This is a genomic window from Streptomyces sp. NPDC046821, from assembly GCF_040645335.1.
Lineage (GTDB): Bacteria > Actinomycetota > Actinomycetes > Streptomycetales > Streptomycetaceae > Streptomyces.
In genome coordinates this window covers 248710-269878 of record NZ_JBEYYB010000007.1, presented here as the reverse complement: position 1 = coordinate 269878, position 21169 = coordinate 248710, and the positions used below count along the sequence as shown (strand labels likewise).

The following is a 21169-nucleotide window of genomic DNA, read 5'->3' as shown; positions in this document are numbered from 1 at the left end:
TCAGCGAATCAGTTGCGTCCGGGCATTTCAGCCCGTCCGGCGTTTGAGGACGAGCCCGAAGGGCGACTGGGGGTCCGGGGCACAGCCCCGCGACGTAAGCAAAGATGCCCCGGCCTCCTTGTCCGGGAGGGGAGACCGGGGCTGACCTTAAGAACTACGCGCCGGCCGCTTCGCGGAAGCGCGTGGTCCGGTGAACCGGATCGGTGTCGATCTTCGGAATGACGTGCTCACCGATGAGCTTGATCGACTGCAGCGTGTCCTCCTTCGAGATGCCGATCGGCATACCGAAGGACAGCTGGTCGGCCCCCGCCTGCTCCCACCGCTTGCACTGCTGGAGCACCTCCTCCGGGTCACCGCAGATGAGCAGTTCCTCGGCGATGAGGAGTTCGATGATCTCCTCGTTGAACTCCGGCAGCGTCTCGGGCCACACGGGGAAGCCCTCGGGCCGCGGGAACGTGTCGTGGTAGCGGAAGACGAGCGACTGGAGGTAGTTCAGCCCGCCGCTCGCGGCGATCCGGACGGCCTCGTCGTGCGTGGGCGCACAGATCGCCGTCGAGGTCACCATGACGTTGTCGTTGACGAAGGCGCCGACCGGCTCCGCCTTGCCGATGTTGGACTTGTACTGGTCGAGCACCCACTCCATGTCGGAGACCTTCTGGACGCTGAAGCCCAGGACGCCGAGGCCCTTCTTGGCGGCCATGGCGTACGACGGCGGGGAGCCGGCCGCGTACCACATGGCGGGGTGCGCCTTCCCGTACGGCTTGGGGAAGACCTTGCGCGGCGGGAGCGACCAGTGCTTGCCCTGGAACCCGACGTACTCCTCCTGGAGCCACATCTTCGGGAACTCGGCGATGGTCTCTTCCCAGATTTCCTTGGTGTAGTTCATGTCCGTGATGCCCGGGATGAAGCCGAGGATCTCGTGACTGCCGGCGCCGCGCCCGCTGCCGAACTCGTGCCGCCCCTCGCTGAGGTGGTCGAGCATGGCGACCTTCTCGGCCACCTTGACCGGGTGGTTGACCTGGGCGAGCGGGTTGAAGATGCCGGAGCCGAGGTGGATGCGCTCCGTGGCGTGCGCGAGGTAGCCGAGGTAGACGTCGTTCGCGGAGAGGTGCGAGTACTCCTCCAGGAAGTGGTGCTCGGAGGCCCAGGCGTACTTGAAGCCCGACTTGTCCGCCTGGATGACGTACTCGGTCTCCTCCATCAGCGCCTTGTGTTCGGCCAGCGGGTCGGTCTCTGCGCGCTTGCCCACATATCCCTGTACAAAGAGCCCGAATTCCAAGGAGGTTCACCGTCCCAAGTCTGTGACCGGCGGCTGCGTCAGAGGCCTTCGCCATTTCTGACGTACCGTCAGATTCGATGTGCCGACTGTTTCACCGTGCAGGTGGAGCGTCAATACCTGATGCAGCGTCAGATTCCGTCAGAGAACGCTGACGCCCGCCAGCCACCCGCCGTCGATGACGAACGGCTGACCGGTGATGTACGAGGAGTCCTCGTGCGAGGTCAGGAACAGCGCGAGCCGCGCGACCTCCTCCGGCTGCCCCACCCGGCCGAGCGGCACGAGCTTCCCGTACAGCTCCTCCAGGGCCTGCGCGGTGGCCTCCTTGTCCGCGTCCGGGTCCAGCTGGGACGGGTTGCTCATCGCGGTGTCGATGGCGCCGGGACAGACCGCGTTCACGCGGATCCCCTTGCCGGCCAGTTCGAGCGCCGCGACGCGGGTGAGGCCGACGATGGCGTGCTTGGTCGCCGTGTAGGCACCGACGTACGCCATGCCCGTGACACCTGTGTACGACGCCGTGTTCACGATCGAACCGCCGCCCGCGGCCTCGATCTCGGGCGCGACGGTCTTGATGCCGAGGAACGCGCCCACCTGGTTGACCTGGATGATCTGCTGAAACTCGTCCAGCGGCGTGCTCACCAGCTCGTTGAAGCGCAGGATGCCGGCGTTGTTCACCAGGCCGTCGATCTTCCCGAACGCCGCCTTCGCCGACGCGACGGCGGCCTGCCAGTCGTCCTCGCTGCTCACGTCCAGATGGACGTAGTGCCCGCCGATCTCCTTGGCGAGCGCCTCGCCCTGGTCGTCGAGGACGTCGGCGAGCACCACCTTGGCGCCCTCCGACGCGAACAGCCGCGCCTCCTGCTCGCCCTGCCCGCGCGCCGCACCCGTGATGAGGACGACGCGTCCGTCCAGCTTGCCCATGCCTGCACTCCTAATCGTTGAGGTGCGGAGCCACTTCGGCGGCGAACGCCGCCATCTGGTCGGTGAGTTCACCGAGGTCCCGGGACCGGAACCGGACCTGGATCTGATTCACGCCCATCGCGCCGTACTCGCGCAGCGACTCGGCGAGAGCCTGCGGGGCGCCGGACAGGGTGCGCCGTCCGACGTGCCACCCGGGCTCGCCCACGTACAGCGGCTCGGTGATCGCGCCGACGGTGATCGGCGCGGTGACGCCCGCTTCTTCGCGCAGCCGCCTGAGCTTCGCGATCTGCTCGGGCAGCCGCTCGCGCGGGTCGCCCTGCGGCAGCCACCCGTCGCCCTTCAGGGCAGCGCGGCGGACGGCGGCGGACGACGAGCCGCCCACCCACACCGGCACCCGCTCCTGCGTGGGCCGGGGCTTCTGGCCGAGCCCGGAGAACGCGAACCGCTCCCCCTTGAACTCGGGGTACTCCTCCTGCCCGAGCGCCGCCTTCAGTGCGTCGATGGCCTCGTCCAGGACGGCGCCGCGCCGCTCGAAGTCGACGCCGAGCGCCTCGAACTCCTCCTGGACGTGCCCCGCCCCCACCCCGAGGACGAGGCGCCCGCCGGAAAGGTGGTCGAGGGTCGCGTACTGCTTCGCGGTGGCCAGCGGCTGGCGCAGGCCGACGATCGCGACATGGCTCATGAGCCGCACGTTCTCGGTGATGCCCGCGAGATACGAGAGGGTCGCGACCGGGTCGTACCAGGTCGTGCTCATCGCGTCCGCGAGGCGCCGCGGGATGCCGACGTGGTCGCAGGACGCGATGTAGTCGAAGCCGGAGCGGTCCGCGGTGCGGGCGATCTCGGCCAGCTCGGCCGCGCCCGCGCCCGCCTCCCACTCCTCGGCGAACATCGTGGACTGGGACTGGATCGGGAGCTGGATTCCGTAGACGAGACGGGACGTCACCGGGTCACTCACCCGCCCACAGGCCGTCGTCGGTCAGACCGAGCAGGTCGATCGCGTTGCGCCGCACGATGCGGTCGACGGTGTCCGCGTCGAGGTGGCCCATCTGCGCCTCGCCGACCTCCTTGGACTTCGGCCAGGTGGAGTCGGAGTGCGGGTAGTCGGTCTCGTAGAGGACGTTCCCGACGCCGATCGAGTCGAGGTTCTTGAGGCCGAACGCGTCGTCGAAGAAGCAACCGTAGACGTGATCGGCGAAGTACTCCGACGGAGGCTTGCGGACCTTGTCGGCCACCCCGCCCCAGCCCCGGTTCTCCTCCCACACGACGTCCGCGCGCTCCAGGATGTACGGGATCCAGCCGATCTGGCCCTCCGCGTACATGATCTTGAGGTTCGGGAAGCGCTCGAACTTGCCGCTCATCAGCCAGTCGACCATCGAGAAACAGCAGTTGGCGAAGGTGATGGTCGAGCCGACGGCCGGCGGCGCGTCGGCGGACGTCGACGGCATCTTGCTGGACGAGCCGATGTGCATCGCGATGACGGTGCCGGTCTCGTCGCAGGCCCGGAAGAACGGGTCCCAGTCGTCACCGTGGACCGACGGCAGGCCCAGGTGCGGCGGGATCTCCGAGAAGGCGACGGCACGCACACCGCGCGCGGCGTTGCGCCGGACCTCGGCGGCGGCCAGCTCTGCGTCCCACAGGGGCACGAGCGTGAGGGGTATGAGCCGGCCCTGCGCCAGCGGACCACACCATTCCTCCACCATCCAGTCGTTGTACGCGCGGACCCCGAGAAGCCCCAGCTCGCGGTTCTTGGCCTCGGTGAAGGTCTGGCCGCAGAACCGCGGGAAGGTCGGGAAACACAGCGCGGACTGGACGTGGTTGACGTCCATGTCGGCGAGCCGGGCGGGTACGTCGTACGAGCCCTCGCGCATCTGCTCGTACGTGATGACCTCGAGCTTGATCTCGTCGCGGTCGTAGCCGACGGCGGTGTCGAGGCGGGTCAGGGGGCGGTGCAGGTCCTCGTAGACCCACCAGTCGCCGATGGGGCCGTCGTCGCCGGGCGCGCCCATGACCGGCGCGAACTTGCCGCCCAGGAAGGTCATCTCCTTCAGGGGCGCGCGCACGATACGCGGGCCTACGTCCCGGTACTTCGCCGGGAGTCGGTCCTGCCAGACGTTCGGCGGTTCCACAGTGTGGTCATCCACCGAAATGATCCTGGGGAAGGCCGGGAGGCCCTCCGTGCTCTCGTTGGTCTCCATGTCGACCACGGTAGCGTCCATCTGACGACCCGTCAGCTCCCTGGACGGCCCCCGCGTCAGGTGAGGTGTCTGTGATGGCCCTCTCCCACGGCTGACGCAGCCGCCGTGAACAAGGCAAACTGGCACCCCTCGGCGAATCGGCTCGCCCTGGAGACCTCGGGTCTTTACGAACTCGAGACCAATGACCACGCGGCAGGGGGCGGCGATGGACGGAGTACCGCGAGTACCGCGAGTACCGGAGCAGCGACGCGCGGCGACCTCCGGCCAGTCGGAACTCCGCTTCAGCGTGCTCGGACCGGTACGCGCCTGGCGCGGCGACGAACCACTCGCCACGGGATCGCCCCAGCAGCGCGCCCTGCTCGCCGCGCTCCTCCTGCGCGAGGGCCGCACCGCGACGGCCGGCGAACTGATCGACGCGTTGTGGGGCGACGAACCCCCGTCGCAGGCCCTCGCCGCCGTGCGTACGTACGCGTCCCGGCTCCGCAAGGTCCTCGACCCGGGCGTCCTGGTCAGCGAGTCCGGCGGTTACGCGATCCGTTCCGTGAGCGGCGACGCGCTCGACCTCGCCAGCGCGGAGGCGCTCCGCGCGGACGCCGAGAAGGCCCGCGGCGCCGGTGACCTGTGCACCGCACGCGAGTTGTGCAACCGCGCGCTCGCCCTCTGGGACGGCGAACCTCTCGCGGGCGTCCCCGGCCCCTACGCCGAGACCCAGCGCGTCCGCCTGGAGGAATGGCGCCTCGGCGTCCTGGAATCCCGGCTCGACATGGACCTCGAACAGGGCTGCCACGCCGACACGGTCTCCGAACTCACCGCCCTCACCGCCGCCCACCCGCTGCGCGAGCGGCTGCGCGAACTCCTCATGCTCGCTCTCTACCGCTCCGGCCGCCAGGCCGAGGCCCTCGCCGTCTACGCCGACACGCACCGACTCCTCGCCGACGAACTCGGCGTCGACCCGCGCCCCGGCCTCGCCGAACTCCAGCAGCGCATCCTCCGGGCCGACCCCTCCCTCGCGGAACCGCGCGCCCCCGCCGCCGAGCCCTCCGCCGCGCCCCTGCGCCCGGCCCAGCTCCCGGCCACCGTCCCGGACTTCACCGGCCGCGCGTCCTTCGTCACCGAACTCAGCGAGATCCTGGCGTCCGCGACCTCCCCCGACGGGGAGGGCCAGGTCATGGCCGTATCGGCCGTCGCCGGCATCGGCGGCGTCGGCAAGACCACCCTCGCCGTCCACGTCGCCCACCACGCCCGCCCGCACTTCCCCGACGGCCAGCTGTACGTCGACCTCCAGGGCGCCGGCAACCGCATGGCCGAACCCGAGACCGTCCTCGGCTCGTTCCTGCGCGCCCTCGGCACGCCCGACTCCGCGATCCCCGACTCCCTGGAGGAACGCGCCGCGCTCTACCGCTCCACCCTCGACGGCCGCCGCGTCCTCGTCCTCCTGGACAACGCCCGCGACGCCGCCCAGGTCCGCCCGCTCCTGCCCGGTACGGAGGGCTGCGCCGCGCTCGTCACGGGCCGCGTCCGCATGGTCGACCTGGCGGGCGCGCACCTCGTCGACCTGGACGTGATGTCGCCGGAGGAAGCGCTCCAGCTCTTCACGAAGATCGTCGGCGCGGAACGGGTCGCCTCCGAGCGGGAAGCCGCCCTCGACGTGGTGGCCGCCTGCGGCTTCCTCCCCCTCGCCATCCGCATCGCGGCGTCCCGCCTGGCCGCCCGCCGCACCTGGACGGTGTCGGTCCTCGCCGCGAAGCTCGCCGACGAGCGCCGCCGCCTGGACGAACTCCAGGCGGGCGACCTCGCGGTCAAGGCCACGTTCGAGTTGGGCTACGGCCAGCTGGAACCGGCCCAGGCAAGGGCGTTCAGGTTGCTGGGCCTGGCCGACGGCCCGGACATCTCGCTGGCCGCGGCGGCAGCGGTCCTGGACCTGAGCCCGGAGTCGACGGAAGACATCCTGGAGTCCCTGGTAGACACGTCCCTGGTGGAATCAGCGGCCCCCGGCCGCTACCGCTACCACGACCTGGTCCGCCTCTACGCCCGCGCGTGCGCGGAACGCGACGAACTCCCCCCGGAGGAGCGGGAGGCGGCGATGTCGCGTCTCCTGGACTTCTATCTGGCTACGGCGGCGCGGGTTTATGCGATAGAGCGGCCGGGGGACCGCGTCGTGAACCACTTGGCGCCCACTCGCTATACGGGCATCGACTTCCACGACCGCCACGACGCCCTCGACTGGCTGTACGCCGAGGCCAACCCCCTGCTGGCCTGCGCCCGGCAGGCGGCCGGAGGCGCCACGCTCCGACAGGCCGTCGATCTTCTGTGGGCGGCCAAGGACTTGGCGGAGTCCGGCGCGAACGCGAAGCAGTACGAGTCCGTCGCCCATGCGGCGAGGCAGGCCGCAACCGCCGCCGACGACGCCCAGGCCGAAGGGCGGGCCCGGACCACGCTCACCAACGTCCATCTCACCGCCGGCCGTTACGACGAGGCGGATGACGAGGCACGTCAGGCCGCGCTGTTCGCCACGACCGCCGGCGACGTCGCACCCGTCTACTGGTCGAGCAACGACCGCGGGATCATCGCCTTCATCCAAGGGAGGCAGGCGGAGGCCGAAGACCATCTCCGCAAGGCGATAGACGGCTCCCGCTCCGACGGCAACCTCCCCGCCGAGGCCAGCGCCGTATGCAACCTCTCGCGCCTTCGCGCCTCCATGGGCGACTCGGCCGACGCGATCTCCCTCGCCCGGGAAGGCGTGGAGATATACAACCGCATTGGGCGCACCCTCCGGCTCGCGAATGCCCGATACGCCCTGGGCATCGCCCTGATCCAAGCCGACCGGTCGTCAGAAGCCCTGGACGAACTCACCGAGGCCCTCCAGATTTTCACGAAGAACCGTCAGCGGCTCTGGGAGGGCACCACCCACTTCCGGATCGCGCAGGCCCACCTCTCGGCGAAGCGCCCGGCGTCGGCCGCTCAGCACGCCGAACAAGCCCTGGCCACCGGCTTCGTGGGCGGCGACCGCTCCCGCGCGGGCATCCTCACCACGCTCGGACGGTCTCTCACCGGCATCGGCCAGGTGGACCGCGCCCGTGCCTGCTGGCGAGAGGCTCTCACTCTGTTCGAGGCGACAGGCGCCGACACCGAAGCCGGCGAAGTCCGAAGGCTGCTTTCCCCGACCCCCACGGCCTGAGACCGCCGGGGCGTTCATTGAACGTTTATGCCGGGCTGACATCCTTAGGTCAACGATCCGCCGCATCGGGGGGCAGGCGGATCACCGGGCCCGCCTCGCAGGTGAGCGCCCATACGGCCCTTGTCCGGCAGCCCTCGGGGGAGTTGCCGGACAAGGGTTCCGTCATCTGGTCGCGTACGAAGGAGTTCAAGGCAATGAGCAAGGCAGAGAAGAAGCTGGAAGACATCACCACGATGGACAACCACGCGCCGGCTCCGCCCAAGGACGGCACGATCAGCGCGATGGAAAACCACGCGGGCGCGGCGCCCAAGGACGGCACGATCACCACGATGGACAACCACGCGCCGGCTCCGCCCAAGGACGACGCCATCGTCACGATGGATAACCACGCGCCGGCTCCGCCCAAGGACTGAGACTTCCTTCCCGACGGGGATCGGCCGCGGCGGCGCGGAGGGGGAGCCGTCGCGGCCGAGTCATGTCGGGACTCGGCCGGCCACGCTCCCGTGGCCCCGCTGGACAGCCACGCTCCCGGCACCAACGGCTGACGCGTCAGCCGATTCGTCGATGGGGCCGAGCCACGCGCTCGGCCCCATCACCGTGCGGTAATACGGGCGCGTCAGCGGCTCGTCCGTGACGTCGACCCGGGCGGCGGCCGAGGCCTCGCGGGCGTAGGGGCTGCGGGGCCGGGGTCGCACGTACGGCCCCGTAACCCCCGCCGCCGGAACGGCCCGGCGCCGACGGCGACCCCTGCCCGGCAGCAGCCACGCCAGTAGCGCCACCAGCACTACGCCTCCTCCCCCGCGTCGACCTCGCACCACACCGTTTTCGACGCCGGCCCCTGCTCCACGCCCCACCGCCGCGCGACCGCGTCGAGCAGTACGAGGCCCCGCCCCGACTCGTCCTCCGCCGTCGCCCGCAGCAGTACGGGGAGCACACGCGGATCCGGATCCGTGACCTCCACCCGGACCCCGGCCTCAACTCTCCCCACCCACACCCGAACCGGCGTCCCCTCCCCCACATGCCGAATGACATTCCCCAGCAACTCACTCACGCAGAGCTGCACTTCGGCACAGCCGCCACCCAGGTGCCGCCGTAACGCCTCCCGCACCTCCGGCACGGCTTTCGGCACGGCCAGCAACTCGACCTCCAGGTCGGGCGGGGCCGCGGTGGGGGATCGGCGCTGCATGACGTACGCCCTTCCTGTCGAGTGCACTCCGTGACGAACGAGTCACACAGTGACGCTGCGCGGCGTACGGTGAAAGGGGTTCGGGTTACGCAGAGCAACTGGCAAACGGCGGTGGTGGGTTGTGTCCTCTCGCAAGGATCCCGACGCTTCGGCGAACGTTCCTTCCTTCTACGGCGCCGAGTTGCGTTTCAAGAGAGAACTCGCCGACCTCACACTCGAACAACTGGCGGAAGGCAGCTTCCGCAGTGTCCCTTTCCTCAGCCAGATCGAGCGCGGCGAGCGCCGAATGCCTCTGGACCTGGCCCGGCACGTGGACGAGCGACTCGGCACCGACGGCTTTTTCCAACGCCGTTGTGAAGATGCGCGCAAGGCCCGGCAGTCGGGGCACGCGGAGTACTTCGCGGACGTCGCCGAGATGGAACAGCACGCGGACACGATCGAGGACTGGGCCCCGATGATCGTGCCGGGGTTGCTTCAAACCCAGGCGTATGCCGCGGCAGTCGTACGTACTTCGCTGCCCTGGCTGCGTCCGGAAATCGTCGACAAGCAGGTCAGCGCCCGTATGGAGCGGGCGAAGCTCTGGGAGCGCGAGGACCACCCCTCGTTCTGGGGGATCATCCACGAGTCGCTGATCCGCAAGCCGTTGCTGCCACCGGTGGAGACGGCCGAGCTGCTGGAGCACATCTCGCGCGTGGTCCGGTCCACGCAGAGCGTTTTACAGATCCTTCCGGAAACTGCGGCAGCGCACCCCATGATGATGGGCATGATCCGGGTCATGACCTTCCCGGACGCACCGCCCGTGGTCTACACGGAGGGACTCCACAGCGGCCAACTCATCGACTATCCGGCCCTCGTGAAGGACTACCGCAGGTCGTACGATCTGCTCAGGGCCGCCGCTCTGCCGCCGGCGGCGTCCCTCGCCCTGATCGAGGAAGCGGCTGAGGACTACCGCAATGGCAAGTAACGACTTCGACTTGAGCGCCGCACGCTGGAGGAAGAGCAGCTACAGCAACGGCAGTGGCGGCGAATGCGTCGAAATCGCTGAAGCCTTTCCCGGCGCCGCGCGCTGGACGAAGAGCACTTACAGCAACGGTGACGGCGGCTACTGCGTCGAAGTAGCCCAAGGCCACCCCTCCCTCGTCCCCGTGCGCGACTCGAAGACGGCGCACTCGGGCGGCCCCGTACTCCTCTTCCACACCCCCGCCTGGGCCACTTTCATCACCAACCTCAAGGCCTAACCCCAGCGATTGGCACATCCCGGCCACCCTCACACCCCCACACCCGCCCATTCCCGCCAATCCCCGAGCTTCACTCAGCCCGTATGCGCCGCCACCGCATCAATCAGCTGCGGCCAAAGCTCACGCGGGCGGTCATGACCCATGTCCGCGACCAGCAAAAGCTCCGCCCCCGGCACCAACTCCGCCGTGCGCTCACCGCCGCTCGGGGCAATCAGGGTGTCGTCGAGGCCGTGAATCACGAGGGTCGGAACGCGCAGCTCGCGGAGCGCCGCCTCACGCGAGCCGCTCAGGATCATCGCCCCGAGCTGCCGGCCGATCCCGGCCGGGTAATACGCGCGGTCGTAACTCGCGCCAGCCAACTCACGGAGTGCGGCGGCGTCGCCGTAACGCTTCGAGGCCCAGACGAGCTCCCGCTCCGCCGCCGCCACGTACCCGTCACGGTCGGCGGGCTTAGGACCAAACAAAACCGCCTGCGCCTCAGGGCTCGCCTGCCCGTACTCGCTCTCGCCGGTCGAGGACATCATCGAGGTGAGCGTAAGTACGCGCTCAGGGTGGGAGATCGCCATGCTCTGCGCAATCATCCCGCCCATCGAGGCGCCGACGACGTGGGCACGGTCGATCCCGAGCGCGGTGAGCAGGGCGAGACCGTCACCGGCCATGTCGTCGAGCCGATAGGGCACCATCGCGAGGGCGGCGGGCAGATCCCCCGCACTCACGGTGGCGATGAACTCCCCTATGTCGACGGGGTGATCGTCAAACTTGCTCGACAGGCCGCAGTCACGGTTGTCGTACCGAATCACGAACCGTCCACGCTCGGCGAGCGCGCGGCAGAAGTCCTCGTGCCAGGCAATCATCTGCGCGCCGAACCCCATGACGAGCAGGACGGGAGGGTGGGCGGGATCGCCGAAGGCCTCATAGGAAAGGGACACCCCGGGCGACACGTCAATGATCGGCATGAGATGGAGAATGCCACGCGCCAGCCCCAGCCCGCCTGAGGTTATCCACAGGCCAAAACGCCAAGGCCCCGCTTCCGGCAGAGTCTGGTCATGCCAGGTACGGAGTTGCGGACGCTCGCGCGGGGAGGGGTTCTCCTCACTTCCGTCGCGCTCGACGCCGGGTGGCCGCCCCGTTCGCTCACGCGACGGCTCAAGCGGGAGGGCTGGGTCCGGCTCCACGCGGGGGCGTGGGGCGAACCGGGGCGGGAGCCGGACCTTACGGAGTTACGGCTCCGGGCGATGCAGCTCCGTAAGCCGGGGCTAGGCCGTCCCTTTCGGGTCTTGCATGATGACCGGCATGAACACGGAAACATGCGACCCGGCCGAGTTGGCCGCCCTCCGCGAGATCTTCGCGTCCCGTCCCGAGGCAGCGCCGCCAGCCGGCTGGGAGGCGGTTCGGTCCTTCGAGGCGGAGCACGGCATCGTGCTCCCAGAGCCGTACCGCACGTTCGCGGCGGAGATCTGCGACGGACTGCCCGCCGGACCGCCCGACTACGGTCTCCTGCCCCTCGCGCAAACACCCCCGGACTGGGGCTCGGATCGCCCCGAGCGCCTGCTTGCCAAGCCCTTTCCGCTCGCGGCGGCATGGCTGTGGGAGGACGAGGACGACGAGGAACTGTCGGACCAGGAGTTCGAGGCCCGGACGGACCCCGTGTTCGACCACGGCTCACTACTGCTGGGCACCGACGGCTGCGGCATGTATTGGCACTTGATCGTCACCGGTCCGCAGCGCGGTCACGTCTGGCAGATCGCCGGCGAGGGCGCGATGCCCTTCGGCCCCCAGTCACCCGACGCCCTGATGCCCGGCACCCCTGGCTTCACGGGCTGGGTGACCCACTGGGCCCAGGGCCGCTCCTGGTTCGCGGACGCCTAGGGAGACGATCCAAGGAGGCAGCCCAGGCGTAGACGTCCTCCGCCACCCCGACCGAATGATCGCCGAGATCCACACCGCCCTGACCCAACCCCCTTAGCCCATAAGCCAATACGCAGATGAGTACGCGCACTCATGCGCGCGCCCGGCACCGACCGGAGACTGCGTCCATGACACCTAAGGGGACTTCGATCGCTCGCACCCGGCTCACCCTCATGGCAACCGCCCTAGCCGCCCTGGCACTCACCGGGTGCGGGACCGAGGACCCTGCCGGGCGCAACGTCAGCGTGAAGGCAAGCGCCACTCCGCCGAGCCCGGAGGAAGCGGGATTCCTGGCGATGCTCGCAAAGGTCGCGCGGCCATGTCCTGCGTCCGGCGAAACCGAACCGGGCAGCAGACCGACCGGTCCGGGCCCGAGAGACACCCGACCGACCGGCACCGGCCCGGCCGAGCAGCACACCCCCGCCCCCGGCGAGACCCCTCCGACCGCCCCCATCGAGCCCGGCGCACCCACGGGGCCCGAGGCGGAGTTGAACGACTACGAATGGTGCGCGAGCGGCCTGCACGAAGAGCGGGTGGTCCGAGCGCTGCAGGCAGTCTCGAAGCCCACCCCCGCCAAGGTCAGGAAGACCCTGAACGACCTCGGCTACATCGACGCCCGCATCCATGACCTCAAACAGGACGGCAAGGTCACCCGCTTCCACCTAGACCTACGCGCCCCGGACAGCCGCCTCTGCGAGGAGGGCGCGGCCGCAGGCGAGACAACAGACGTCAACGCATGTGTAGCCTCCGCCACCGGCCCGTTCACCGTAACGACCCCAGCCGAAGTCGACGAATAGGGCGGCAGGCTGCCGTGCCCGACCGACTCAGCGGCGCCCGCCGCAGCCCGCCCCCAGGTCCGACCCCGCCCCGCCTCGCAGCAACCGGGACCGAGAAGCCCCCGCAGCCGCCCGCGCGCGAGAGGGGACGTGGCGGTGTGTGCGCGCGGAGCACGCAAGCCCACTCCCGGGGCACAGGACAAGGCGGCCCAGGAGAAGGGATGGCGAGCACGTACACACCGCCGCGGCCCCGCCCCACAACGCAGCGCGCCTCCCGGCCACCAGGCCCGTCCCGCCTCACCCCACGCACCCCGTACCCCGCCACCCCGCACCCCCAACCGGACCGGCGGAGCCCACCTCACCCCCCACCCCGCCCCCGCAACTCCCCCTTGACCACCTTCCCACTCGCATTCCGCGGCAGCTCCCCCACGAACTCCACATACCGCGGCACCTTGTAGTTCGCCATCTCCCGCCGGGACCAGGCGATCAGGTCGTCCCCCGTCGCCACCGAGCCCGGCCGCCGCACCACATACGCCTTGCCGACCTCGCCGAGGCGGCCGTCCGGGACGCCGATCACGGCGGTGTCGGCCACGTCCGGGTGGAGGCCGAGGAGTTGCTCGATCTCGGCCGGGTACGCGTTGAAGCCGCCGACGATGAACATGTCCTTGATGCGGTCGGTGATACGCAGGTGGCCGGACTCGGACATCACACCCACGTCACCGGTACGCAGCCACCCATCCGCCGTAAGCACCTCCGCCGTAGCTTCCGCGTCCTCGAAGTACCCGCTCATGACGTTGAATCCACGCACCAGCACCTCACCGGGCTCACCAGGAGCGGACGCGTCCACGCGAACCTCAGTGCCGGGTATCGCACGGCCCGACGTAGAGGCGATCACCTCCGCCTCCTCGCCCTGGCGGCACATCGTCACGATGCCGCTCGCCTCGGAGAGCCCGTACGCGGTGAGGACCGTGCCGACGCCGAGTTCCCCCCGCAGGCGTTCCACAAGCTGAAGCGGCACGACGGCCGCACCGGTCACGACGAGCCGCAGGGCGGACAGGTCATGAGACTCACGCTGCGGATGGTCGAGGAGCGACTGGTGAAGGGTGGGCGGCCCGGGAAGGACGGAGATGCGTTCGGCGGCGATGTTGGCGAGGACGGTATCCACGTTGAAGACGGGCTGCGGAACCATCGTCGCGCCCCGCATCAGGCAGGTGATGATGCCGGCCTTGTACCCGAAGGTATGGAAGAACGGGTTCACGATGAGGTACCGGTCGCCTTCGCGCAGACCGGCGAGGTCGGCCCAGATGCCGTAACCCCGCAGGGTCTGGGCGTGAGTGATGACCGCCCCCTTGGGACGCCCGGTGGTGCCCGAGGTGAAGATGATGTCGGACGGGGACCCCGGATCGATCGCGGCCGCACGGGCGCGGACCGTCTCTCCGGAGACGGATTCGCCACCGGCGAGAAAGTCCTTCCAGGTCCGCCACACACGCCCCCCGTCGTCGGCAGGCGTGTCCGGCGCGGTGTCGGCAAGGACGACGACCTGTTCCAGAAGCGGCAGTTCGACATCGGCCCGACGCAACGAGGCGACGTAGGACGTCCCCAGGAACGTACCCGTCACAAAAAGAAGCTTGGCCCGGGACCGGGCGAGCACATACGCGGCCTCGGACCCCTTGAAGCGCGTGTTGAGCGGGACGAGCACCGCGCCCGCAGTCACCGCGCCGAGCGCGGAGACGATCCAGTCGAGCGTGTTGGGCGCCCAGACGCCCACGCGGTCGCCGGGTTCGACACCGCTCGCGATGCACGCCGCGGCGGCCCGCTCGACGCGTTCGCCCAGCTCCTCGTACGTGATCCGCGTCCGGCCCTCGACGACGGCCTCGCGCTCCCCGTACCGTTCGGCTGCCGCCCGTACCAGTTCCGGTACGGTGCCCCACTCCAGGTCCCCGCGCATCGAACGACCTCCACACCCGTAGCTGACTATCCGTCAGATTAACGGTAGCCTGACGCGCTGTCAGCAGACGGGACGATCGTGGTGGCATCCCACGACGCGCGGAGGTGGCTTGCGATGGCGGGGCTCAAAGACGCGACGGCCATAGTGGGAATCGGGCAGACGGCCTTCGGCAAACAACTCCCGGAGAGCGAGAAGGCGTTGGCGTGCCGGGCGATCCTCGCGGCGCTCGACGACGCCGGGATCGCACCCTCCGAGGTCGACGCCTTCGCCTCCTACACGATGGAGGAGACGGACGAGGTCGAGATCGCGAAGTCGGTCGGCGCCGGCGACGTGACGTTCTTCAGCAAGGTCGGATTCGGCGGCGGCGGATCGTGCGCGACGATCGCGCACCTCGCCTCGGCCGTCGCCACCGGTCAGGCGAACGTCGGCGTCGCGTGGCGCTCCCGCAAGCGCGGCTCGGGCAAGCGCCCCTGGAAGAACACGACGGCGCAGCTCCCGACCCCGGCCCAGTGGACCCGCCCCTTCGGAGTGCTGCGCCCCGCCGACGAGATCGGCATGATCATGCGCCGCTACATGCACGAGTACGGGGCGACCCGCGACCATCTCTTCAACATCGCGCTCGCCTGCCGCAACCGGGCCAACCAGAACCCGGCCGCGATGATGTACGAACGCCCCCTGACCCGCGAGATGTACATGACGTCCCGCTGGATCAGCGAGCCGCTCTGCCTGTTCGACAACTGCCTGGAGACGGACGGCGCCCTCGCGTGCGTCATCGTGTCCGCCGAGCGCGCCCGCGACTGCCGCCAGAAGCCGGTCTACGTGCACTCGGTCGCCCAGGGCCTGCCCGCGCAGCACCACGGGATGGTCAACTACTGGAACGACGACCCGCTCTCCGGCCCGGCCTGGACGGCGGCCCGACACCTGTGGAAACAGGCCGACTTCGGCCCGGACGACGTGGACGTCGCCCAGATCTACGACGCGTTCACCCCGCTCATCCCGCTCTCCCTGGAGGGGTACGGGTTCTGTGGACGCGGCGAGGGCGCGGCGTTCACGGAGGGCGGGGCCCTGGAGATAGGCGGCCGGCTGCCGCTGAACACGGCCGGCGGCGGCCTGAGCGAGGCGTACATCCACGGCTTCAACCTGATCACCGAGGGTGTGAAACAACTGCGGGGCACCAGCACCGCACAGGTACCCGACGCCGGGACGTGCCTGGTCACGGCGGGCGAGTGCGTCCCCACGTCGGCCCTTCTCCTGAGGAGCTGAACCCATGTCCGAGACCTTGTCCAAGCCCGTGTCCGAGGCCGTGCCCGATGCAACGTCCGAGGCCGTTCCCGGAGTCGACACCCTGCTCCAGCCTGTCGTCGACGAGGACGGCGCCCCCTTCTGGGAGTACGCGGCCCAGTCCGAACTGCGCGTGCAGGCCTGCGCCTCCGCCGACTGCGGCGAACTCCGCTTCCCGCCCCGGCCCTGCTGCCCGCACTGCGGTTCGTTCGACAGCGAGTGGCGGCTGATGAGCGGCCGCGGCCGCATCTGGTCCTACGTCATCCCGCACCCGCCGCTGCTTCCCGCGTACGCGGCGCACGCCCCGTACAACGCGATCGTCGTAGAGCTGGCGGACGCGCCCCGGATCCGCCTGGTCGGCAATCTCGTGACCTCCGCCGACGCTCCCATCGACTCGGTGCCGCCCGAGCGCCTGAAGATCGGCGCCAAGGTGCACGCCGTGTTCGCGGACGTCGACGGCGTGACCGTGCCGCGCTGGGTTCTGGAGCGGCCGTGACCCTGAGCATCGACATCGACAAGCAGAGCGCGGTAGCCGTCGTCACCCTCGACCGGCCCGACCGCCACAACGCCATCGACCTGGCGACCGCCGCCGAACTCACCGCCTGCTGGCGGGAGTTCAGGTTCGACGACTCCGTACGCGCGATCGTCGTGACCGGCGCGGGCGAGCGGGCGTTCTGCACGGGCATCGACCGCGACGCCGAGGTGCCGCAGCCGCAGTCCCCGTACAGCATCGACGACCCGCTCGTGGCGATCGGGCCGAAGACGAACGACCTGTGGAAGCCCGTGATCGCCGCCGTCAACGGCATGGCGTGCGGCGGGGCGTTCTATCTCATCGGCGAGTCCGAGTTCGTCGTCGCCGACGAGAGCGCCACGTTCTTCGACCCGCACACGACGTACGGCATGGTCACGGCCTACGAGTCCATGCTCCTCGCGCAGCGGATGCCGGTCGGCGAGGTGGCCCGGATGGCACTCATGGGGAACGCGGAACGGATCTCGGCGCGGCGCGCGTACGAGACCGGGCTCGTGTCCGAGGTGACCGAGCCGGGCCGGGCGCGGGAGGCGGCGGTGGCCTGCGCCGAGACGATCGCGTCGTATCCGACGGAGGCCGTGCAGGGCACGGTGCGGTCGGTGTGGGCGGCCAAGGAGGCGACCCGCACGCAGGCCCTGGCCCATGCGCCGCACCTGATCACGCTGGGCAACCTGCCGCCGGAGCGGCAGGCGGAGCTGTTCACGGGACGGCGGCCGGGCGGGTTCCGGGTGCGGTGACCTCCGGCCTGGAAAGGGGCGGCCTGGTCAGTTCCGGTAGCCCTCGACCGCGCAGTGGTCGATCGACTGGACCAGGGTGTCGCCGCCGCCGGGGTAGACCTTGGCGACCTTGCGGCCGTTGGCCGGGACGGTGATGATCTGCGTCCGCTCGATGACCGTCAGGTCGTTCACGTCCTTGAAGCGGACGGTCAGGTTGTACCGGCCGTCCCGGCTGCCGCGGTTCCTGAGCTCGACCGTCGCGTACGGAGTGCTGGGCGTCGCGCACTTCAGGAGCTGGGACGTCATGTCGTCGCTCCGCCCGCTCCCCGACGTGCTGCTGGGCGTGTGGGTGGGGCGCCGGTGGTTGTACCCACCGGACGTGTAGCCGGAGGACCCCGAGGACCCCGAAGTCGAGGAGTAACCCGAGCTGCCCGAGCTGCCGTACGAGTCGTGGTCGTCGCCGTAGCTCGAACCGCCGGAGGACGAGTACGACGACGAGGAGTCGTGGTCCTGCTTCGAGCTGGAGCAGCCGCCGCCGCTGTGGCCGCTGCTCCAGTGGCTGCCGCCGCCCCTGCTCTTGCCGGACCCGCCGTGGCCGCGGCTCGAGAACCCGGTCAGTGCGAGTACGACCACGGTCGCCAGTGCCGTGAGCTTCAGCCCTCGTCGCAGCATCCTGTGTCTCCCCCGATGGTTGTGATGATCGATCATGTGCCGTCCGGCAGCCCGAAACCGTAGCAGTGCCGCTGGCACGGGCTCTTCCGCGGGCGTAGCGTCGGGACCGAGAGCCGCACCGGGCCGCACCCACGGGAGGCTGCGCATGGTCCGCAACGTCCTGGGGTCGTTCCTCGCTCTCGTCGGAGCGGCGGCCGTCGTCTACAGCCCCTTCCGTGCGTGGTACGACGGCCGTCACGGGCGCTCGTACCGCCTCGGTGACCTGTTCTCGGGTGCCGGTGTGACGGACGCCCGCGCGCAGCTGTTCGGTTCCGTGTTCCTGCCGTTTCTCGTGGCCGCCGCCATCGCGCTGGCCGGGGTGGTCCTCCGGTCGCGGCCGGCTGTGGCGTGCGCGGGCGTGCTGGCGCTCGGGTTCACCGTGCTGTGGATGGTGCGGGTGGGGCAGTTCGAGGGCCGGATGGTCGTGAGCGGCGACGGTTCGGGGCTCGGCCTCGGGGTGGCGCTCGCTTTCGGCGGCGGGGTACTGATGCTGATCGGCGCGGCGGTGATGAGCGGCCGCCGCAGGCCTGCGCCCCGGCTCCCCGAGTACGTCGACCACGGTCCCCCGCCCACCGCCGACCACGGCCCCCCGCCCACGATGGAGGCGGGCCCGCCCACCCTGGAGGGCCCGCTCCAGCCGTACGCCGACCAGCCCCCGTACCCGGAACCGCCGTACCCCTACGGAGAGCCCCTGCCCCCGTACGGCGAGCCGCAGCACCCGCACGGCGAGCCGCCCGACGAGCAGCCGCCGCCCCGCCCGCGCTAGCGAGCCCGCGCTAGCGAGCCGTCCCCGTCCCCTTCTCCGCGTCGAGCGCGTACACGCAGCGGTCCTTGCTGCACGCGTACACGACGCCGTCCTTCACGACGGGCGAGCCGGTGATCTCGCCGCCCGTGGCGAGCTTCCAGCGGAGCCGGCCGTCGTCGGCCTTGAGGGTGTAGAGGAGGTGGTCGGTGGCGCCGAAGTGGATGCGGTTGTCGGCGACGACGGGTGAGCCGACGACCTCGCCGCCCGCCTGGAACCGCCACTTGGGCGTGCCCGTGACCGCGTCCAGGGTGTAGAGGCCCTGGCCGCTGCCCACGTGGACGTGGCCGTGCGCGACGAGGACCGGTTCGACGGAGGACGGGCGGGGTTCGGTCGCGATGCGCCAGCGGTCGCGGCCGTCGGTGGCGTCGAGGGCGTAGACCGTGCCGAGGTGGTCGGCGAGATAGACGCCGCCGCCGGTGACGGCCGGGCCGGGGACGAACGCGGGCGGGCAGAGGAACACGGCGGGCGCCTCGAAGTGCCAGCGGACATGGCCGCTCGCGACGTCGATCGACAGGACGCGGGTCCCGGCCGCCACATAGACGTAACCGTCGGACGCCTGGGTCAGGCGGACGGGGACGCCGCCGCAGGAGGCCGCGTCGCCGATCGGGTACGACCAGCGCTCCTCGCCGGTCCGGGCCTCCAGGGCGCGCAGCCGGGCGTCCTTCCAGACGTAGACCGTGCCGTCGTGGATGACGGGTCCGGCGACCGGGGACTCGAAGTCGGTCTGCGCGCCGGTGAGCTCCCAGAGCTTGTCGCCGTTGACGGCTTCCCAGGCCTGGACGCCGCCGCCTCGGGTGCCGGTGACGACGGTGCCGTGGTCGGCGCTGAGCGAGTACACCCAGGCGTCGGACTGGAGGCGCCACAGGTCGTGGCCCTCGCGGGCGTCGAGCGCGTAGAGGGTGGGCCCGTCGGAGGCGTGGATGCGGCCGTCGGTGACGGCCATGGACCAGGCGACGTCGCGGGTCTTGAAGCGGCGCCGGCCGGTGGACACGTCGAGGGCGTGTACCTCGAAAGAGGTCACGTAGACGAGGTCGTCGGCGACGGCGGGGGTGCCCCACACGTCGTTCGACATGCGGAAGCGCCAGGGCCGCCAGGCGGCACCGGCCTCGGGGGCGGGCGCGGGCACACCGGGTTCGGGTGCGCCGGCGCCCGTGCCGGGCTTGGGCCGGGACCAGGTCGCGGCGAGGCCGGCGACGGGGGGCGGTGCCTTCACGGCGGCGGCGCGGGCGTCGGCGACACGGGGCCCGGGGCCGATCGGGACGCGGGCTCCGGCGAGGCGTACGGGCCCGCCGTCGGGGGCGGGGGCCGGGCGCCAGCTGTCGGGGGCGACGCTCGGCGGCGGGCCGGGGGGCTGGGCGGGCATGGCGGGCATGGGGCCGCGGCCGCCGTTGGAGGCGCGTCCGGTGCCGTTCGTCCTGACCGGCGGGCGGCCGCCGCGGCGCTCCTCGATGAGGGCGACGGAGCGCTCGGGCAGCCACGCGGATGCGGTGCCGCTGTCGTCGCTGCCGGAGCCGAAGAGGTGGGGGGCGAGCTGGGCCTGGAGGTCCGCGGGCGAGGGCCGCAGCGGGGCGTCCATCTGCATACAGGACTCGATGAGGGGCCGCAGCTCGGCGGGCAGGCCCTCGATGTCGGGGCCTTCGCGCAGCAGCATGAAGACGGTCTCGACGGGGTTCGCGCCGTGGAAGGGGGCGTGTCCGGTGGCGGCGAAGACGAGGGTGGAACCGAGGGAGAAGACGTCGGAGGCCCCGGTGACGCTCCGGGAGTCCTTGGCCTGCTCGGGCGACATGTACGCGGGTGTGCCGACGGCGACGTTCGTCATGGTCAGGCGCGTGTTGGAGACGCCGGACGCGATGCCGAAGTCGATGACGCGGGGGCCGTCCTCGACGACGAGCACGTTCGACGGCTTGAGGTCGCGGTGCACGAGGCCGGCGCCGTGGATGGACTGGAGGGCCTCGGCGATACCGGCGGCGAGCCAGCGCACCGCCTGGGCCGGGAGGGGCCCGCACTCGTTCACTATTTCTTCGAGGGAGGGCGCGGGGACGTAGGCGGTGGCGAGCCACGGCACGGCGGCGCGCGGGTCGGCGTCGACGACGGCGGCCGTGTAGAAACCGGAGACGGCGCGGGCCGCCTCCACCTCGCGGGTGAAGCGGACGCGGAAGAGCTGGTCCTCGGCGAGTTCGGTCCGCACGGTCTTGATCGCCACACGCCGGCCGGACGCCGAGCGCGCGAGATAGACGAGCCCCATGCCGCCGGCGCCGAGCCGTCCCAGGACCTCGAACGGGCCGATCCGCCTCGGATCGTGCTGCGTCAGCTGATCCACCACTTGCCTGCCACCTCCCCGTACGGGACCGGGTTCGGTCACAGTCCCCGGTCAGCGTCTCACCACCGAAGCCGGATGGCGGCGCGCACCCTGATTCTCCTGTACGCAGCCCCGGATGCGAACACGGGGGCAAATCTGGGTGTCACGGACAAGGAGGAGTATTACGGGGTGCGGCCACCTC

19 protein-coding genes are annotated in these 21169 nt (G+C 70.5%); 10 read left to right on the top strand and 9 right to left on the bottom strand.

Features of this window, described 5'->3' with window-relative positions; all coding sequences use genetic code 11:
- Window positions 1-154: 154 nt before the first annotated feature.
- The 4 genes from ABZ893_RS16325 to ABZ893_RS16310 form a co-directional block, all read right to left on the bottom strand.
- Window positions 155-1279 (bottom strand): LLM class flavin-dependent oxidoreductase, encoded by a 1125-nt coding sequence (locus ABZ893_RS16325; protein WP_361403142.1) that lies wholly within the window; start codon window positions 1277-1279, stop codon window positions 155-157.
- Window positions 1280-1417: 138 nt separating this feature from the next.
- The gene (locus ABZ893_RS16320) at window positions 1418-2197 is read right to left on the bottom strand and encodes an SDR family NAD(P)-dependent oxidoreductase (protein WP_361403139.1); all 780 of its coding nucleotides are present in this window, start codon (window positions 2195-2197) and stop codon (window positions 1418-1420) included.
- Window positions 2198-2207: 10 nt separating this feature from the next.
- Window positions 2208-3086, bottom strand: coding sequence for an LLM class F420-dependent oxidoreductase (locus ABZ893_RS16315; protein WP_361403577.1), 879 nt, complete (start codon window positions 3084-3086; stop codon window positions 2208-2210).
- A 58-nt stretch (window positions 3087-3144) separates the two neighbouring features.
- The gene (locus ABZ893_RS16310) at window positions 3145-4392 is read right to left on the bottom strand and encodes an amidohydrolase family protein (protein ID WP_361403136.1); all 1248 of its coding nucleotides are present in this window, start codon (window positions 4390-4392) and stop codon (window positions 3145-3147) included.
- Between the two features lie 205 nt (window positions 4393-4597).
- Here ABZ893_RS16310 and ABZ893_RS16305 point away from each other — a divergent pair, with 205 nt between their 5' ends.
- Both ABZ893_RS16305 and ABZ893_RS16300 read left to right on the top strand, forming a co-directional pair.
- Window positions 4598-7570, top strand: a complete 2973-nt coding sequence (locus tag ABZ893_RS16305; RefSeq protein ID WP_361403574.1) for a BTAD domain-containing putative transcriptional regulator — start codon at window positions 4598-4600, stop codon at window positions 7568-7570.
- Window positions 7571-7764: 194 nt separating this feature from the next.
- Entirely contained in the window at window positions 7765-7983 is a 219-nt protein-coding gene (locus ABZ893_RS16300) for a hypothetical protein (RefSeq protein WP_361403133.1), read from the top strand.
- Window positions 7984-8354: 371 nt separating this feature from the next.
- On the opposite strand, the gene ABZ893_RS16295 is transcribed toward ABZ893_RS16300, so the two are convergent.
- Window positions 8355-8756, bottom strand: coding sequence for an ATP-binding protein (locus ABZ893_RS16295; protein WP_361403131.1), 402 nt, complete (start codon window positions 8754-8756; stop codon window positions 8355-8357).
- Window positions 8757-8877: 121 nt separating this feature from the next.
- On the opposite strand from ABZ893_RS16295, the gene ABZ893_RS16290 reads away from it, so the two are divergent.
- Both ABZ893_RS16290 and ABZ893_RS16285 read left to right on the top strand, forming a co-directional pair.
- Complete coding sequence (locus ABZ893_RS16290) at window positions 8878-9720, top strand: helix-turn-helix transcriptional regulator (RefSeq protein WP_361403128.1); 843 nt, start codon at window positions 8878-8880, stop codon at window positions 9718-9720.
- Entirely contained in the window at window positions 9710-9994 is a 285-nt protein-coding gene (locus ABZ893_RS16285; RefSeq protein WP_361403125.1) for a DUF397 domain-containing protein, read from the top strand. Before ABZ893_RS16290 ends, ABZ893_RS16285 begins: the two co-directional genes overlap by 11 nt.
- A 74-nt stretch (window positions 9995-10068) precedes the next feature.
- Here the strand turns inward: ABZ893_RS16285 and ABZ893_RS16280 are convergent, their stop codons facing one another.
- Window positions 10069-10950, bottom strand: coding sequence for an alpha/beta hydrolase (locus ABZ893_RS16280; RefSeq protein WP_361403122.1), 882 nt, complete (start codon window positions 10948-10950; stop codon window positions 10069-10071).
- 325 nt (window positions 10951-11275) lie between these two features.
- Here ABZ893_RS16280 and ABZ893_RS16275 point away from each other — a divergent pair, with 325 nt between their 5' ends.
- Window positions 11276-11863, top strand: a complete 588-nt coding sequence (locus ABZ893_RS16275) for an SMI1/KNR4 family protein (protein WP_361403119.1) — start codon at window positions 11276-11278, stop codon at window positions 11861-11863.
- A gap of 212 nt (window positions 11864-12075) precedes the next feature.
- Window positions 12076-12699 (top strand): hypothetical protein, encoded by a 624-nt coding sequence (locus ABZ893_RS16270; RefSeq protein ID WP_361403116.1) that lies wholly within the window; start codon window positions 12076-12078, stop codon window positions 12697-12699.
- Window positions 12700-13036: 337 nt separating this feature from the next.
- On the opposite strand, the gene ABZ893_RS16265 is transcribed toward ABZ893_RS16270, so the two are convergent.
- Window positions 13037-14626, bottom strand: a complete 1590-nt coding sequence (locus ABZ893_RS16265; RefSeq protein ID WP_361403113.1) for a FadD3 family acyl-CoA ligase — start codon at window positions 14624-14626, stop codon at window positions 13037-13039.
- A gap of 114 nt (window positions 14627-14740) precedes the next feature.
- On the opposite strand from ABZ893_RS16265, the gene ABZ893_RS16260 reads away from it, so the two are divergent.
- The 3 genes from ABZ893_RS16260 to ABZ893_RS16250 all read left to right on the top strand — a co-directional run bounded on the left by ABZ893_RS16260 (window position 14741) and on the right by ABZ893_RS16250 (window position 17173).
- Window positions 14741-15889 carry a lipid-transfer protein gene (locus ABZ893_RS16260; RefSeq protein WP_361403110.1) on the top strand — a complete coding sequence of 383 codons (1149 nt, stop codon included), beginning with the start codon at window positions 14741-14743 and terminating at the stop codon, window positions 15887-15889.
- A gap of 82 nt (window positions 15890-15971) precedes the next feature.
- Window positions 15972-16403 (top strand): OB-fold domain-containing protein, encoded by a 432-nt coding sequence (locus ABZ893_RS16255; RefSeq protein WP_361403571.1) that lies wholly within the window; start codon window positions 15972-15974, stop codon window positions 16401-16403.
- Window positions 16400-17173 (top strand): enoyl-CoA hydratase/isomerase family protein, encoded by a 774-nt coding sequence (locus ABZ893_RS16250; protein ID WP_361403107.1) that lies wholly within the window; start codon window positions 16400-16402, stop codon window positions 17171-17173. The genes ABZ893_RS16255 and ABZ893_RS16250 overlap by 4 nt, the downstream gene beginning before the upstream one ends.
- Before the next feature lie 27 nt (window positions 17174-17200).
- Here ABZ893_RS16250 and ABZ893_RS16245 read toward each other — a convergent pair whose 3' ends face one another.
- Window positions 17201-17824, bottom strand: coding sequence for a hypothetical protein (locus ABZ893_RS16245; RefSeq protein ID WP_361403104.1), 624 nt, complete (start codon window positions 17822-17824; stop codon window positions 17201-17203).
- 145 nt (window positions 17825-17969) lie between these two features.
- Here ABZ893_RS16245 and ABZ893_RS16240 point away from each other — a divergent pair, with 145 nt between their 5' ends.
- Window positions 17970-18629 carry a hypothetical protein gene (locus ABZ893_RS16240; protein WP_361403101.1) on the top strand — a complete coding sequence of 220 codons (660 nt, stop codon included), beginning with the start codon at window positions 17970-17972 and terminating at the stop codon, window positions 18627-18629.
- A 10-nt stretch (window positions 18630-18639) separates the two neighbouring features.
- Here the strand turns inward: ABZ893_RS16240 and ABZ893_RS16235 are convergent, their stop codons facing one another.
- Complete coding sequence (locus ABZ893_RS16235) at window positions 18640-20991, bottom strand: PQQ-binding-like beta-propeller repeat protein (RefSeq protein WP_361403099.1); 2352 nt, start codon at window positions 20989-20991, stop codon at window positions 18640-18642.
- Between the last annotated feature and the right edge of the window lie 178 nt (window positions 20992-21169).